Genomic DNA, 14,658 nt, shown 5'->3' with positions numbered 1-14,658 from the left:
CTCGGGTTTCGACGCCTCCAGCGTCATCATTTCAAGGACAGGATCGGGGCAAAAAGGTCTCGCGACAATATAGCGGAAAGTGTCGGTTTTTCGCGCGGCGAGGGCCTCAGCGGCCTCGGGGACGCAGCATGGCGCGGGCGGGATCGTAACCCCAGAGCGCCGCCAGCATGAACACCACGAAACAGCCGACGACCCAGGCGAGAGCTTCCAGGTTGAGTTCGCCATAAAGGGCAAAACGGATGAGTTCGACGGCATGGGTGAAGGGGTTATAGGCGCAGATATCGCGCAGCAGCGGCGAGCTCTCGGCCATCTTCCAGAGCGGATAGAGCGCCGAGGACAGGAAGAACATCGGAAAGATCACGAAGTTCATGACGCCGGCGAAATTCTCGAGCTGCCGGATGGTCGACGAGATCAGCAGGCCGAAGGCTCCAAGCATCAAGCCGCTCAGAAGCAGGGCCGGCAGCACCGCAATGTAACCGAGGGGCGGCAGTTCGATACCCGTCAGCGCGGCGATACCGAGGAAAACCATGACCTGCAGGATGGATACGATGACGCCGGCGAGCAGCTTGGAAAACAGCAGCCACCAGCGGGGCAGCGGCGACGTCAAAAGAAGCCGCATCGACCCCATTTCCTGATCGTAGACCAGCGACAGCGACGACTGCATGCCATTGAACAGCTGGATCATGCCGCAAAGCCCCGGCACGATATAGACCTCATAGGTGATATAGGTCTGGTAGGGCGGAATGATCGAAACGCCGAGAGCGGCGCGAAAACCGGCGGCAAAGACCAGAAGCCAGACAAGTGGCCGCACCAGCGCCGCAAGGAAGCGCCCGCGTTGACGGATGAAACGCAGGTTTTCGCGGGTGATGATGGCGAAAAGTGCAGTGAGCCAGGGCTTCATGGGGTCGCCTCGCTACCTTCTGCCGTCATCGCGAGAAAAGCCTTCGCCAACCCCTGCCCGCCCGCAAGATCGGAAGCGATGCCGTCGCTCAGCACCTTTCCCCGATGCAGCACCACAACCTGATCCGACATGGCGATCTCGTCCACCAGATGCGTCGCCCAGAGCACGGCAAGGCCACCTTCCGCCAACTGATGCACATGATCCGTAATCGCCTGCCGTGACGCGGCATCGAGCCCGACCGTCGGCTCGTCGAGCAGCAGAATGTCGGGACGATGCACCAGCGCGCGGGCGATCTCCATGCGCCGGCGATGGCCGCCATTGAGCGCCCTCACCTGCTCGTCGGCACGCTCGGCCATACCGAGCTGTTCCAGCGACCGCTCGATGGCCTCCGCGGCCTCTCTCCCGGAAAGGCCATGCAGGCCGGCGAAATAGCGCATGTTCCGCCTGACCGTCATGTCGAGGTCGAGCGTCGGTTGCTGGAAGACGACGCCGATGCGGGCGAGCGCGGATCGCGGTGAGCGCGCGATATCGAAGCCGGCGACACCGATCGTCCCCTCGTCCGCCACGATCAGCCGCGTCAGCAGGGCAAAAAGCGTAGACTTTCCGGCGCCATTCGGCCCGAGCAACGCGCAGAAACGCCCGGGCATTACGCCGAAGCTGACATCATCCAGCGCCCTGCGCTCGCCGTAACGATAGCTGACATGGCGGATATCCAAGCCCTTCATCGCGCCGTCCCCCGTTTGGAAACGGCGTCACCGCCGCGATCCGTAATCGTCGCCGGGTGACCGGCCAGCCGGAGCCGGCGACCGGCGAGGCGTTCCGCCTCCCTTTCCGAATGGGTCACCAGAATGACGGCCGGCCGCGTCTCGGCAACCAGCGCCTCGGTGAGTTCCAGCATCTCTTCCGCTGTCTCGGGATCGAGAGAAACATACGGTTCGTCCATCACCAGCAGTTCCGGCCTTCCGGCAAAGGCTCGCGCCAGCGCCAGCCGGCGCTGCTGGCCGAGCGAGAGTTGCCCGGGAAAAAGCCCAGCCTTGTCGGCAATGCCTATGCGATGAAGCGCCGAAAGGGCTGCCTCATCGCCAAGCGTGGGATGCACGATCGTCAGGTTCTGCAAGACGCTTCGCCACGGCAAGAGCACCGGCTCCTGAAACACCATGGCGATATTGGGCGGGCGCTCGACCAATCCTTCGAAGACTGGATCGATGCCGGCGATCAGCCTGAGTAGGGTCGACTTGCCGATACCCGACGACCCCAGAATGGCAACGGTTTCCCCGCCTGCCATTTCGAAGTGGATATCCTTCAGGATGACATTGTCTCCGAAGGCCTTTCGACGAATATCGACCCTGATCATGCCGTCCTCCAGCGCCGTGCCCGACGTTCCACCGGCTGCAACAACAGGGCTTCGACCACAAGCATCACGACAATGAAGGTCAAGGCATAGACCAGCACCATGGTGACGTCGAAAAGCTGGAAATAGAAATGGATCTGGAAACCGATGCCGCTGGAACGGCCGAGAAACTCGACGACCAGCACGATCTTCCAGATCACCGCGATGCCGGAACGCGCAGCGCCTGCGAGAAAAGGCGCAAGCTGCGGCAGCACGACATGGCGCAACCTTGCCGGACCGCTCATGCGATAGACCTTCGCCATGGCATCGAGATCGGGATCGAGCGCCCGTGCGCCCTCGCGCACCAGCGTCGCGACATTGGGGATCTTGTTGAGCACGACTGCCAGGATCGCCGCCGTTTCGTTGAGACCGATCCACAGATAGCAAAGCACGATCAGCACGAGCGCCGGCAGGTTAAGGAACACGACGAGCCAAGGATCGAGCCAGCGGTCGACACTCGGAAAACGCCCCATCAGAAAGCCGATGGCCGCCCCGATCAGCATGGCCGGCACGAAGGCGCAGACAACCCGAAACAGCGTCATACCCAGATGATAAGGCAACGCGCCGGAGCCGACGACACGGACGAACGGTTCAAGCAACGTCCACGGCTGCGGCAGCACGGTCGCGTCGGCGGTCAGCCCTGCGGCAACGATCCAGACAAGCAGGATCAGACCGAGCGAAACGGAACGGACCACCACCGGATTTCCAAGGGCATCATTCAAGGTGGAGGAATACTCCTTCCGGCAGGGAGGTGGCCTTGCCGACCAGTTCCTCGCCGCCGAGTTCGGCCATGATCTTCAGGAACCTGTCGGCCGCCGCCTCATCAATGGGCTTGCCGCTTGGAATGCCCGCGCGATAGCCATCGCGAAGCGCCGAGAATTCCTTGTCATCGGCGGCATTCATCTGGCCACGCAATCCCTCCCAGGCGGCATCGTCTGTGCGCAGCAATTCCTTGGCGGCAAGCGAAGCCTTGTAGAGCCCCCGCGCGATCTCGGGATGAGCGGCCACATAGTCGCCTTTCAGCACATAGCCGAGAAGCGGCGTATCGGGATCGAGCCCGAGTTCGGTGGCGGCGTCGGCAACGGTCACCAGATCATGCATGCCTTTCGCCTTCATCTTGGCGAGGAAATGCCAGAAGTTGACGGCGGCAGCAGTTTCACCCGAAAGAGCCGACTTGAAGATCAGTGGCGGTGCCGCGAACACCTGTTCAGTGCTACCCGCCAGATCCATGTCGTATTTCTTTTTCGCGTAGGCCCGAAGGATCAGCCAACTCTTGTCGAGCGGCCCGCCGGCAATGCCGATCTTCTGCCCCGCAAGATCCGGCAGGGCCTTGACCGGGCTGTCGTCCTTGACGACCAGCCCGCCGACCGCGCGCGAATAGGGAATGAACACATAGTCCTTGCCCGCTGCCCGCTGATAGGCCACCCAGATCCAGTCGGCCACCATAGTATCGGCCTCGCCGCCTTCGAAGGCGACGCGCGTCGCGCCGTTATCCGCGTAATCCTGCACGGCCATCTCGAAACCGTTCTTCCGGTCGAAGCCATTGGCCTTGATCGTGGCGATTTCCCAGTTGACCGTGCCGGACGCCAGCATGGCGGCACGCAGCTTCGGCGGTTCCTCGGCAATCGCCAGTGTAATGCCCATCGCCAGCAGACAGCCTGCCAGTACGCCAGACAGAATTCCCGTAGATATCTTCATCATTCCAGACCTCCCAGGACCTGCCTTTTCCCGCCGGTCCACTCGCCGTTGCGTTCTTACACGATTCTCCGGCCCGGCAGGAAACGCCGACAAGCGCTATTCCTTGCGCTTATCGGCGACGCTCAGATCGGCGTTCAGCTTCATGTCGTACTGCCCATCGGCGCAGAAGACGTCATCCAGTTCGAACCCACCGTCATCCGCCTCGATATTGGCCGGATCGACCTCGCATTGCATGGTCTTCAGCATAGCGAGGATCGCCGTCTGCTTGTCGGCCGGCACTTCCTCGGCGGAAGCGCTGAGCGGCATGGCGAAAACGGCTGAGAGAATGGCAATCGTCATCAAATGCCTGGTCATGTCACTGGTCCTCCTGAACAGAATTATTGAATGGCAATCTTGATCTTCTGGCTGTCACTCGCGGTATTCGGGATGCGAACCTCGTAACTGCCGGGCTTGATGGCGATGAACGACAGAGTGGCGAGACCGGCCTTGTCGAATTCAAGGCTGTCGATCGCCATCGGCCGCACCTCAATGCCGTTGATGACGATCTCGTTCATCCAGATCGCCCGAAAGAATTCAGGCCCTGAGATCCCCAGTTCGGCCGAACCGTCGGCGGTGATCTTCAGCTCGTAATAGGCGCCGGATTGCAGTTTCACCTCGCCCGCGCCGAGCGGCTTGCCCGATGCGAGCGTAAGCTCGATCGGCTCTCCACGATTGCATTTGGCGAGCAGCCCGGCGAACCCGAGCTTGTCGCAAAGCGGCGCGGCAAGAGCCGGTGTGTTCGCCAGCATTCCCGTCGCCGGAACCGCCAGCAAGGCGGCAAATGCCGCGATTAGAAACTTATGCATGTTCGAAATCCTCCCAATGAAATTGCATGTCCAAAATCAATCCGGCGCCACCACCACGCCCCATGGCTGTTCGCCGACCGGCACCGAACGAATGACCTTCTCCGCCTTCACGTCGATGATGCTGACATCGTTGGAATTGCCGTTGGTGACGACGAGAAAATCCTCCTTCGGGGTGAAGGCCATCTGCCAGACCCGCTGCCCCACCAGCAGATAATCGAGCACCTCATCCGTCGCCGCATCGACAACGGCAACCCGGTTTGCCGGCCCGAGCGCCACAAACACGCGCGAACCGTCGCGGGTCGCCTTGATGCCGACGGGCTGCAGCCATTCATGCAGGACACCCGGAACCTCGAAGGTTATCTTCTTGTCGACCTTCGGCTCACCCTCACCACCGAGATTGATGACGGAAACGGTGCCGCCGATCTCGGCGCTGACATAGAGCTTCTTTCCGTCGGCGGTGAATTCGGCGTAGCGCGGCCGCTGGTCGACCAGCACGTTGTGCACGATCTCGTAGGTTGAGGTGTCGATGAAATGCGCCATGTTGGTGGTTTCTGACGTGTTGATCAGCGTCTTGGCATCGGGACTGACGGCCACCCCTTCCGGCTCGACGCCGACGGGAATTTCGGCGAGCACCTGATGCGTCCTGGTGTCCACCACGGTCACCAGATTGTCGTCCTCGTTGGCGATGTAGAGCGGGTTGCCGGACGGATGCAGCGCAAAGAGTTCCGGATCAGGCCCGGACGGCAGCGTATGCAATTCCTTGTAGGTCTCCGGGTCGAACACCCTGACCGTATCGTCGTCCGACGCACAGACATAGAGTTCCTTGCCATCGGGGCTGATGGTGATCCCGCGCGGGCGATTTCCCGCCGGAAACTCGGCGATCTTTTCCCAGGTCGTGCTGTCGAGCACCGTGACGCTGTTGCCGCGCTCGTTGGTAACGAACACCTTGTTGGCGAGCGCCGGCCCGCTCATCATGAGCGCAAGGGGCAGGATCACGAAGGCGGGTTTCAGCATGTTTATCCTCCAAAAGCGTGGCAGGCGGTTTCTGGCGCATCGATCCCCAGCGTATCGAGCGGGGAGAACTGGTGCAGGTAACCGTCCTGCGGCGAGACGGAGACGGTGATGCGCCCGTCGCCGAGCAGGATCGGCTGGCGCATCTGGCCGTTCCATGTGCGGAATGTCAGTTTCTGCCCCTTGAAGGCGGCAAGATCGAAATCCTTCGAAAGCGCATAGTCGCGGATCGATTTCGCATCTGCCTTGCCGGAACGCGTAACGGCTTCGCCCACCACCCGCATGGCAAGCCAGGCCTGATAGTCCTCCTCACGCATGCTGCGGCCGGCAAGCTTTTCGAAACGGCGGTGGAATTGGGTAGCCCCCCAGGACTCGTGCGCCGGATGCCAGGACAGCGGCATCAGCCCGGCCGAGCCGGCAACCGGCCTCGGATCCCAGGAATGATAGGGCAGATAGGCGGCGAAAACGTCCGTCTCGTCGGCGGCGACAGTGACGTCGTGCTCCTTGGCTTCCTGGGTAAAGACCGGGATCTGTCGCTGGACCTGCACATGGCCAGTATCGGTTCGCCGCGCACCGCCGGTATCGACGAACTCGCGCTCCTCGACGATCTTCGCGCCGAACTTCGCGGCCGATTTGCGATAACTGTCGGCAAGCAGCTTGTCTTCGGGATGGGAGCCGTAGATCAGCATGATCCGCGCCCACTTCTTCCACATCAGGAACTGCACGACGCTGTCGGTCAGCATGGAGCGGCTGGGCGAGACATGCAGGACATTCGCCCGGCACTCGGCATCGCGCAACGCATCGTCACGGGCACCGGCATTCAGGATCAACGTATCGGGACCGGCGCGGTCCGCGAGCTGCTTCAGCGTCTCGCCATCGGAAATCACCGCAATGAGGCGTATACCCTCGGCCTTGAGGGCATCCAGCGCCGCAAGGGCCTCCGCCGGCGCTACTGTCTTCGTGGTCAGCTTGTAGTCCGTGCCGGTGAAGGCGCCTGTGGTGCGATTATCCTCGTTGCCGAGGTTGGCGCCGGCAAGCCCCAGATCCGCAGGCGGCACATCGAGCCGCGAGATCGGCGGCAGCATGGGTTTATCGACGCGAAGCAAGGCAACCTTCACCTCAAGCGCCCACGAAGCAGGTGCCGCAAGAAGCGCAAGGCAAAGGGTGGCAAGCGTAAGCTGCGGCTTAGACATTGTCGGAATGACCTCCCAATCTTCCTGACCGTCCTGAAGGTGAGGATAACAGTCAGGGTTGTGCAGCGAAACCGATACTTATGGATCGTGGTGTCGCAATTTCGCTATGCTACGCTCACCCGCATGCTGCGCATCCTGTTATCGCTTTTCCTGATCCTGATGCCCGCGCTTGCCCTGTCGAACCTGGACAAGCCGCTCAAAGCCAATGCGAAAATCGCCTTTCTCGGGATAACCTTCATCGATACGTCCACCGAAGGCGCTTATAACGGCGAGCGCCCCGACCAGACCGCCCGCACCCGTCTTCTCGAGGAGACGACGCGAAAACGATTTGCGGAAATGGGTTTCATCGTCCTCGACAACGGCCCGATTGCGGAAGAGCTTGCCAATACCGTCAACCCCGCCGATTGCTATGGCTGCGAACGGCGCATGGCCGAGCGCCTCGGCGCCGATTACGTGCTGGTGGGAGAAGTGCAGAAGGTTTCAAACCTGATCCTCTCCATCAATCTCGTCCTGCGCGAAGTGAAAACCGGCGAGGCGCTGCGGGCGCTCGCCGTCGACATCCGGTCCAATACCGATGTGAGCTGGCTGCGCGGGCTCGACTACATCCTGAAAAACCATTTCTTTAAATCCTGAGGAGGAAGCATGTCCTATATCCGTAACCTGATACTGACGTTTCTGTTGCTCATCCCAGGCATTGCCCTTGCGCACGGACCGACCCGTCAGAAACTCACCCTTGCGGTCGACGTGGCCGCCGCGCCCGATGCCGTATGGGCCGTGATCGGCAATTTCCAGGACATGAGCTGGCATCCCGCGATTTTCTCCACCAAGGGCGAAGGCGGCAATGCGATCGACGCCACCCGCGTTCTGACGCTGGAAAAGGAAGGCGGCCCGACCATTTCGGAGGTGCTCTACAAATACGACGCGGCCAAGATGTCCTACTCCTACCGGATCAACGAAGTGGACGTCGCGGTTCTTCCCGTCACCAACTACTCCTCCCACCTCACCGTGACGCCGACCGCAACCGGCGGCTCGCATATCGAATGGCGCGGCGCATTCTACCGCGGCTATCCGAACAACGATCCGCCGGAGAACCTCAACGACGCAGCAGCGATTGCTGCCGTCACCGCCGTTTACAAGGCAGGGCTCGATGCGCTGGAAAAGAAGTTCGGCAAATAACCTCGCGCTGACACTGGTTCTGGCTGCGGCGTTTCTGGCGCCGCAGCCGGTTCAGGCCGATTATGCCTATGTGACGAACCAATCCTCCAGCGATCTGAGCATCATCGATCTCAGCCGTGGAATCGAGGTCGAACGTCTCACTGTGCCCGGCCAGCCAGCCGGCGTGGCCGTCTCTCAGGGACTGAAATCCGTCTTTACTGTAAGCCCGGAGAGCAAGACCGTGCGCCGCTACGGCCTGATGCCTCAGGCACCGAAAGCCGAACTCCATCTCGAGGGCGGCCCGATGGGAATAGCCGTCGATGACAGACGCCAGCGTGTCTTCGTCTCCGACTGGTATAATGCCCGCGTTTGGGTTCTCGCCTCGGACACCCTCGAACTCAGGACCACGCTCAGGACCGGAAGCGCACCGGCTGGCCTTGCCCTTTCACCGGACGGCAAATGGCTCGCCACGGCGGACCGGGATTCCAATCAGGTCTCCATCTTCGCTGCGGATACGCTCGAACTTCATCGCCGCATCACGGTCGGTGAGCGCCCCTTTGGCATAACATTCTCGCCGGATGGGAGGCTTTTTACCGCCGATGTCGGCAGCAACACGGTAACCGTGGTCGATCCGGAAGACGGCAAGGTTCTCGGCAAGGTCAGGACGCGGGAACGGCCCTACGGCGTCGCCTTTGCCGGCAGGCACGGCTTCGTCACCAACCAGTATGACGATAGCGTCAACGTCTTCGATGCAACGACCTATGCCCCCGTCACAGTCATATCCGTTGGAGAATATCCTGAGGGCATCGACACGACGGCTGACGGAAGGTTCGTCGTCGTTGCCAATTGGGCATCCAACACCGTGTCACTGATCGACACTGAAAAGCTTGAGGTGGCAGGAGAAATCGCTACCGGCGACGGTCCGCGGGCCTTCGGCAAGTTTCTCGCGGATGGCCCAGATCATCAAAAGAGCGCTAAAGGGGCAGAAAACTGATCAAGAGCCGCCGGGCTCCGGCGTCAACTGTTCGGTCGGATAACCGGCCGCCGCCCAGCCCTCGCTGCCGTCGGGATACCAGTAGACCTTGCCGTAACCGAGTTCCAGCGCACGTCTGGCAGCGTTCCACGACATCCAGCAATCCGGCAGGCAGAAGAACAGCAGGGGATGCTTCTTGTCTCCGCCCGATGCCTTCTCGAGCCCCTTGCGGAAATAGTCCAGTGTCACATCGGCGAGCTTGCCGTAGCCGGTGTTCGGAAGCCAGAGCGCACCCTTGACCGAGATCCGCGGCTTTTCCTTCCAGATCGTGCCTTCCGGCAGATCCTTCGGCTTGGGCGGACGGGGCAGGACATCGATGAACGCGGCTTCGCCGCTCTCCCACAGTCGGTGCGCCTGTCCCGTCGAAACAACGGTGGCGCCGGCGAGCGTCGCCGGTACCGGCGCGCGGTATTCGTCCTGCCGGTAATCCTGAGGTTCCTCAACCGCCGCCTTTGACACAGGCGCCTCTTCGGCCGGCGCGGGGTCGACGAACCCAAGGACGAACAGGAAGGGCAAAACCACCATGCGCGCGTTCATTTCTTCGCCTCCAGCGGTCCCGTGCCCATGTCGTTCAAGAGCGGCACGCCAGCATCGGTCAAAATGGCATTGATCTTGTCCTGGTTTCGGCGGATCAGCGAATTGAGCTTGCGCTCCCATACCTTCTCGCCCTGCCGCACGCCCATGGTGATGCGATAGAAAAGCTTCGGCGGCGTGGTCTCCGACAGAAGCGGGATCACCTTGAAGTCCGGATAGCCCTGCTTGACCATGGGACCGCCGATGGGACCCCAGAGAATGGCAGCGTCGATCGTTCCGGCCTTCAGATCGGAGAGCATTTCCCCGGCCGGGTTTTCATAGCGTCGGTCGACCATCAGGTCATAACCCTTGGCTTTCGCAATCAAGCCGTAATGCGTCATTTGCGTCGCCGGCGGACTGCCCGCCACGACTCCAATACGCTTGTCCCTGAGAACAGGATCGCCGATCGTGGTGACAGCAGTGAGCGGGCTTGCCGACGGTACGATCAGCACATAGCCGGACGTGTAATAATGATTGGTGTTGAGCACCATTTCATCGCCTTGGGCATAGCCGATGACCACATCGCATTTGTTGGCCTGAAGCGTCTTGCGGATGAAGCCGGTCGCCATGGGAAACCATGTGTATTCCAGCGGCATTTTCAATTCTGCGGCGAAGAGTTCGGCAATCCGGTTTTCGAAACCGGCGCCGGCTTGATCCGACATGGGCAGGTTGGCGGGATCCGCACAGACGCGAAACGCCGTCTTCGACACCAGATCGGACGTCTGGGCGAAGACCGGCGTCTGCCCGATCGTTGCAAGCCCGAGGGCGAGCAGCGCTGCCGAAAGCCTGAAGCATAATCCGGCCGGAGTGAAACGAGGATCGACAGGATTATGCTTCAAGGAGAAAACCCTGGAGCGCCGATCTGATTGCATCAGATCGAAATGTGCTCTAGTGGCCAAGGCAGTCTGCCTCCGCTTGGCGGATCGCATCGGTTTTGTCCTCTCTCTTGCCTGGTCGACCACGCGGCAGCGCATCCGTACCGCGGGCCTTCAGGTAGACGTAGATATCGTCGAGATAGCACATGACGTTGACGTTATCGCCAAAGGACGGCATCACCGAATTGTGGGACGCATCCACCCTCTTGCGGCCGTTCGTCACCACGTCGACGAAGGCGTAATAATCCATGTTGACGGCGGAATTCTTCAGCGCCGGGGCGTAGGAAGAGCCCTCGCCTTCCGGCCCGTGACAGACATGGCATTCCGAATGGTAGCGCCGGAAACCGGAATAGGTCAGCCAGTCGATCGTGCCGTCGGGCGCAATCTTGTAGGTCGGCACGCCGTCTGCCGTGTAGTAGCGGCCGTCCTCGCTGGTGACGGCGGTAATGTTGTCGACCTTCTTTTCGGCATCCTGCGACAGAACGGATCCGGCCAGCAGCGATACAGCGAAGGCGATCGGCAAGACTTTAGCAAAACTGTTCATCTTGTGTCCCTGTGAGCCTTGAGAGCGAACTGGCGCGGGGTTTCTCCCGCGCCAGTTCTTTGGGCGAAAGCCACCGTCAGTTCGGCAGCGAGAACACGGTCAGCGTGCCGCCAAGCGCCGTATAGTCGCTGAGCGCCGCGTAACCACCGACCGCACCGAGACCTTCGTTCGGGTTGGTCAGGCCGGCTGCGAGACCGATACCGGCCCAGCCGCCGACGCCCGAAAGCACGGCCACATACTGCTTGCCTCCATGGCTGTAGGTCATGACGTTGCCGATGACCCCGGACGGCGTCTTGAAGCGATAGAGCTCCTTGCCCGTGTCGGCGTCGACTGCCTTCAGATAGCCTTCCAGCGTACCGTAGAAGACGACATTGCCTGCGGTGGCGAGAGCGCCGGACCAGACCGAGAACTTCTCGGGCAGGGACCACTTGATCTTGCCTTCCTTGTTGTCCCAGGCAATGAAGTTACCCATGCCGCCATGGCTGCCCGGAGCCGGATACATCGACAGCGTCGCACCCACATAGGGCTGGCCAGCGGTGTAGCTGACGCGGAACGGTTCGTAGTCCATGCACACATGGTTGGTCGGCACGTAGAACAGTTCGGTCTTCGGCGAGTAGGCTGCCGGCTGCTGGTCCTTGGTGCCGAGGGCAGCGGGGCAGATGCCCGTCGAGTTGACGTCTTCGCCGTTCTGTTCGGTCGAATACTGTGCAACGACTTGCGGCCGGCCATACTGTTCGGACTTCGGGTCCATCACGACCTCCGTCGCCCAGTTGACGGCGGGATCGTATTTCTTTGCCACCAGCAGTTCGCCCGAGAGACGGTCCAGCGTATAGCCGAAGCCGTTACGGTCGAAATGGGTGAGCAGCTTGCGGTCCTTGCCGTCGAACTTCTGCTCGGTCAGGATCATCTCGTTGACGCCGTCATAGTCCCATTCGTCATGGGGCGTCATCTGGTAGACCCATTTCGTCATGCCGGTATCGACATCACGGGCGAAGATGGTCATCGACCAGCGATTGTCACCCGGACGCTGGCTGGGGTTCCAGGTCGATGGGTTGCCCGAACCGTAATAGATCAGGTTTTCCTCAGCATCGTAGGAATACCAGCCCCACGTCGTACCGCCACCGATTTTCCACTGATCGCCTTCCCATGTCGTCAGGCCGGAGTCCTTGCCGACCGGCTTGCCGAGATGCGTGGTCTTCTCCGGATCGATCAGCGTATCGCTGTCGGGACCCATCGAATAACCGCGCCACAGGAGCTTGCCATCGGCCATCGAATAGGCCGTGACCGAGCCGCGAACGCCGAACTCACCACCGGAAATGCCGACGATGACCTTGTCCTTCACCGGCAGCACGGTTGCGGTGTTGGTTTCGCCCTTCTTCGGATCGCCGTTCTTGACGCTCCAGATCACCTTGCCGGTCTTCGCGTCGAGCGCGACGACGGTGGTGTCGGCCTGGTGCAGGAAGATCTTTCCGTCCGCATAGGCGACACCGCGGTTGACGGTATCGCAGCACATCACCGGAATGACGTCCGGATCCTGCTTCGGCTCGTATCTCCAGACGATCTGGCCTTCCTTGTCGAGGTCGAGCGCAAAGACCGTGTTGGGGAACGGTGCATGCACATACATCATGTTGCCGACGACCAGCGGCGAGCCTTCATGGCCGCGCAGGACGCCCGTCGAGAAGGTCCAGGAGACCTGCATCTTGCCGACGTTTTCCTTGTTGATCTGGTCGAGCTTCGAATAACGCTGGTTGGCGTAGTCGCCCGTCTGGAGAACCCACTGGTTGGGGTCATCTATCTGTTTCTGCACATCCGAATTGGCGAAGGCGACTTGCGAGCAGCCTAGCGCGAACACGGCGAGCAATGTGAGCAATCTCTTCATGCTATCCTCCCGTTGGATATCGCCGATCAGGGTTTATCCACCCTCTTCGCGCCGGGAAAACCCTTCGGGTCTCCTCTATCCCGGCATCGGCCTTGCGAAGCGCCTGATGACCTCTCGCACCCGCCTCCGCAGGCACTACGGTCCATGCTCGAAAAGGTTCCTCTGGCTCCTTTCTATTGTTTGAACGTCGATAGATATGCGATCAGATCGGCCCGCTCCTGATCCTTCCGGATCCCCGCGAAGGCCATCTTGGTTCCGGGCAGAAACGCCTTCGGATTGGTCAGAAATTCCGAGATCTTTTCAGGCGCCCACACCAGCCCCTCTCCGGCTGCCTTGGTCATGCCCGAGGAATAGGAGTAGTCGGCGATACTGCCCGCCGGGCGTCCGACGACGCCGGTCAGGAGCGGTCCCGTCTTGCTCACGGCGCCGGGGCCGACCGCATGGCAGGCCTGACACTTGCGGAAGACCTTTTCTCCCGCGCCGGCGTCGCCGGTCAGTCCTTCCATCGCCATAACCGGCGCGGCAAGGCCCGTTGCAAGCGTTCCAATCAATGCAGAAATCAAAGTATGTCGTGAAATCATGCCTGTCCTCTCCCTCAGGCGGCCTTCAGCCGCTCCGCGTGCCAACGCACATGGTCCTCGGCGAAACTCGCCACGAAATAGTAGCTGTGATCGTATCCGGCCTGCATGCGCAGTACGCCGGGCTGGCGCCGCTCCGCCATCAACCGCGCCATCGCCTCGGGCCGCAACTGCTCGAGAAACTGGTCGGCTGAGCCCTGATCGATCAGGATATCTCCGTTCCAGCCGAGATCGGCCAGGAGCAGGCAGGCATCGTGCTTCGTCCAATGGGCCTCGTCGTCGCCGAGATAGGCGGAAAACTGTTTGCGTCCCCAGTCCGAGCGCGTCGGATTGACGATCGGCGCAAAGGCCGAAAGCGACCGGAATTTCTCCGGATTGCGAAACGCGATCGTCATCGCGCCATGGCCACCCATCGAGTGGCCGGTGATGCCGAAGACGCCATTGAGCGGCAGCTCTCTCTGCAGCAGCGCCGGCAGTTCGGAAACGACGTAGTCGTACATGCGGAAATGCCGCGACCATGGCTTCTGCGTTGCATTCACATAGAAACCAGCGCCTTGCCCCAGGTCATAGGCCTGATCGTCCGCAACGCCTTCGCCACGCGGCGAGGTATCGGGAAACACGACGGCAATGTCGTGCTCCGCTGCATACTTCTGCAAGCCCGCCTTGATCATGGCGTTCTCATGGGTGCAGGTCAGCCCCGAGAGATACCAGAGCAAAGGTACCGGACGAACTCTTGCCGCAGGCGGCAGATAGACGCCGAATGTCATTTCCGCGGCGCAGACTTCGGACCTGTGCCGGTAGACCGACTGCGTTCCACCAAAACTCTGGCTTTGCGACACGAGTTCCATCAGGCACCTCAATAGACGACGACGCCGCGGATGGATTCACCCTTGTGCATGAGTTCGAAGCCATGGTTGATGTCTTCGAGCGGCATGGTGTGGGTGATCATCGGGTCGATCTGGATCTTGCCTTCCATGTACCAG

General features: G+C 61.0%; 18 protein-coding genes and 1 pseudogene. 3 read left to right on the top strand and 16 right to left on the bottom strand.

The features are described 5' to 3' along the window. Positions 1–106: 106 nt before the first annotated feature. The 9 genes from NBH21_RS15580 to NBH21_RS15540 form a co-directional block, all read right to left on the bottom strand. Positions 107–901, bottom strand: a complete 795-nt coding sequence (locus NBH21_RS15580; protein WP_250915169.1) for an ABC transporter permease — start codon at positions 899–901, stop codon at positions 107–109. After that, positions 898–1,626 (bottom strand): ABC transporter ATP-binding protein, encoded by a 729-nt coding sequence (locus tag NBH21_RS15575; RefSeq protein WP_250915168.1) that lies wholly within the window; start codon positions 1,624–1,626, stop codon positions 898–900. Before NBH21_RS15575 ends, NBH21_RS15580 begins: the two co-directional genes overlap by 4 nt. Further along, complete coding sequence (locus NBH21_RS15570) at positions 1,623–2,255, bottom strand: ABC transporter ATP-binding protein (RefSeq protein ID WP_250915167.1); 633 nt, start codon at positions 2,253–2,255, stop codon at positions 1,623–1,625. Before NBH21_RS15570 ends, NBH21_RS15575 begins: the two co-directional genes overlap by 4 nt. Beyond that, positions 2,252–3,013, bottom strand: a complete 762-nt coding sequence (locus NBH21_RS15565) for an ABC transporter permease (RefSeq protein ID WP_250915166.1) — start codon at positions 3,011–3,013, stop codon at positions 2,252–2,254. The genes NBH21_RS15570 and NBH21_RS15565 overlap by 4 nt, the downstream gene beginning before the upstream one ends. Continuing rightward, positions 3,006–3,989, bottom strand: coding sequence for an ABC transporter substrate-binding protein (locus NBH21_RS15560; protein ID WP_425340440.1), 984 nt, complete (start codon positions 3,987–3,989; stop codon positions 3,006–3,008). The genes NBH21_RS15565 and NBH21_RS15560 overlap by 8 nt, the downstream gene beginning before the upstream one ends. 96 nt (positions 3,990–4,085) lie before the next feature. Beyond that, entirely contained in the window at positions 4,086–4,343 is a 258-nt protein-coding gene (locus tag NBH21_RS15555) for a hypothetical protein (RefSeq protein ID WP_250915165.1), read from the bottom strand. A 23-nt stretch (positions 4,344–4,366) separates the two neighbouring features. Continuing rightward, positions 4,367–4,834: a cupredoxin domain-containing protein gene (locus tag NBH21_RS15550; protein WP_250915164.1), complete on the bottom strand. Its 468-nt coding sequence runs from the start codon at positions 4,832–4,834 to the stop codon at positions 4,367–4,369. 36 nt (positions 4,835–4,870) lie between these two features. After that, positions 4,871–5,848, bottom strand: a complete 978-nt coding sequence (locus tag NBH21_RS15545) for a YVTN family beta-propeller repeat protein (protein ID WP_250915163.1) — start codon at positions 5,846–5,848, stop codon at positions 4,871–4,873. Between the two features lie 2 nt (positions 5,849–5,850). Beyond that, positions 5,851–7,038 carry an ABC transporter substrate-binding protein gene (locus tag NBH21_RS15540; protein WP_250915162.1) on the bottom strand — a complete coding sequence of 396 codons (1,188 nt, stop codon included), beginning with the start codon at positions 7,036–7,038 and terminating at the stop codon, positions 5,851–5,853. A 123-nt stretch (positions 7,039–7,161) separates the two neighbouring features. On the opposite strand from NBH21_RS15540, the gene NBH21_RS15535 reads away from it, so the two are divergent. From NBH21_RS15535 to NBH21_RS15525, 3 genes are read left to right on the top strand one after another with little or no spacing between them, the layout of a single operon-like run. Continuing rightward, a complete protein-coding gene (locus tag NBH21_RS15535) occupies positions 7,162–7,671 on the top strand; it encodes a DUF3280 domain-containing protein (RefSeq protein WP_250915495.1) in 510 nt (169 codons plus the stop codon). Between the two features lie 9 nt (positions 7,672–7,680). Then, entirely contained in the window at positions 7,681–8,214 is a 534-nt protein-coding gene (locus NBH21_RS15530) for an SRPBCC family protein (protein WP_250915161.1), read from the top strand. Beyond that, entirely contained in the window at positions 8,186–9,187 is a 1,002-nt protein-coding gene (locus tag NBH21_RS15525; protein WP_250915160.1) for a YncE family protein, read from the top strand. The genes NBH21_RS15530 and NBH21_RS15525 overlap by 29 nt, the downstream gene beginning before the upstream one ends. Here the strand turns inward: NBH21_RS15525 and NBH21_RS15520 are convergent, their stop codons facing one another. The 7 genes and pseudogenes from NBH21_RS15520 to NBH21_RS15490 form a co-directional block, all read right to left on the bottom strand. Continuing rightward, the gene (locus NBH21_RS15520) at positions 9,188–9,763 is read right to left on the bottom strand and encodes a PQQ-dependent catabolism-associated CXXCW motif protein (protein ID WP_250915159.1); all 576 of its coding nucleotides are present in this window, start codon (positions 9,761–9,763) and stop codon (positions 9,188–9,190) included. After that, a complete protein-coding gene (locus NBH21_RS15515) occupies positions 9,760–10,638 on the bottom strand; it encodes a substrate-binding domain-containing protein (protein WP_425340434.1) in 879 nt (292 codons plus the stop codon). Before NBH21_RS15515 ends, NBH21_RS15520 begins: the two co-directional genes overlap by 4 nt. Positions 10,639–10,687: 49 nt before the next feature. Next, complete coding sequence (locus NBH21_RS15510) at positions 10,688–11,218, bottom strand: c-type cytochrome, methanol metabolism-related (RefSeq protein ID WP_250915157.1); 531 nt, start codon at positions 11,216–11,218, stop codon at positions 10,688–10,690. Positions 11,219–11,294: 76 nt separating this feature from the next. Then, the gene (gene xoxF5, locus NBH21_RS15505; protein ID WP_250915156.1) at positions 11,295–13,097 is read right to left on the bottom strand and encodes a lanthanide-dependent methanol dehydrogenase XoxF5; all 1,803 of its coding nucleotides are present in this window, start codon (positions 13,095–13,097) and stop codon (positions 11,295–11,297) included. A gap of 173 nt (positions 13,098–13,270) precedes the next feature. Further along, complete coding sequence (locus NBH21_RS15500) at positions 13,271–13,678, bottom strand: c-type cytochrome (RefSeq protein WP_250915155.1); 408 nt, start codon at positions 13,676–13,678, stop codon at positions 13,271–13,273. Positions 13,679–13,692: 14 nt separating this feature from the next. Beyond that, complete coding sequence (gene fghA / locus NBH21_RS15495) at positions 13,693–14,523, bottom strand: S-formylglutathione hydrolase (RefSeq protein WP_250915154.1); 831 nt, start codon at positions 14,521–14,523, stop codon at positions 13,693–13,695. An 8-nt stretch (positions 14,524–14,531) separates the two neighbouring features. Continuing rightward, positions 14,532–14,658 (bottom strand): annotated as a pseudogene (locus tag NBH21_RS15490) (S-(hydroxymethyl)glutathione dehydrogenase); the annotation flags it as partial.

The sequence above is a fragment of the Ciceribacter sichuanensis genome, from assembly GCF_024055605.1.
Classification (GTDB): Bacteria; Pseudomonadota; Alphaproteobacteria; order Rhizobiales; family Rhizobiaceae; genus Allorhizobium; species Allorhizobium sichuanense.
This window is presented reverse-complemented; position numbering and strand designations above follow the sequence as displayed.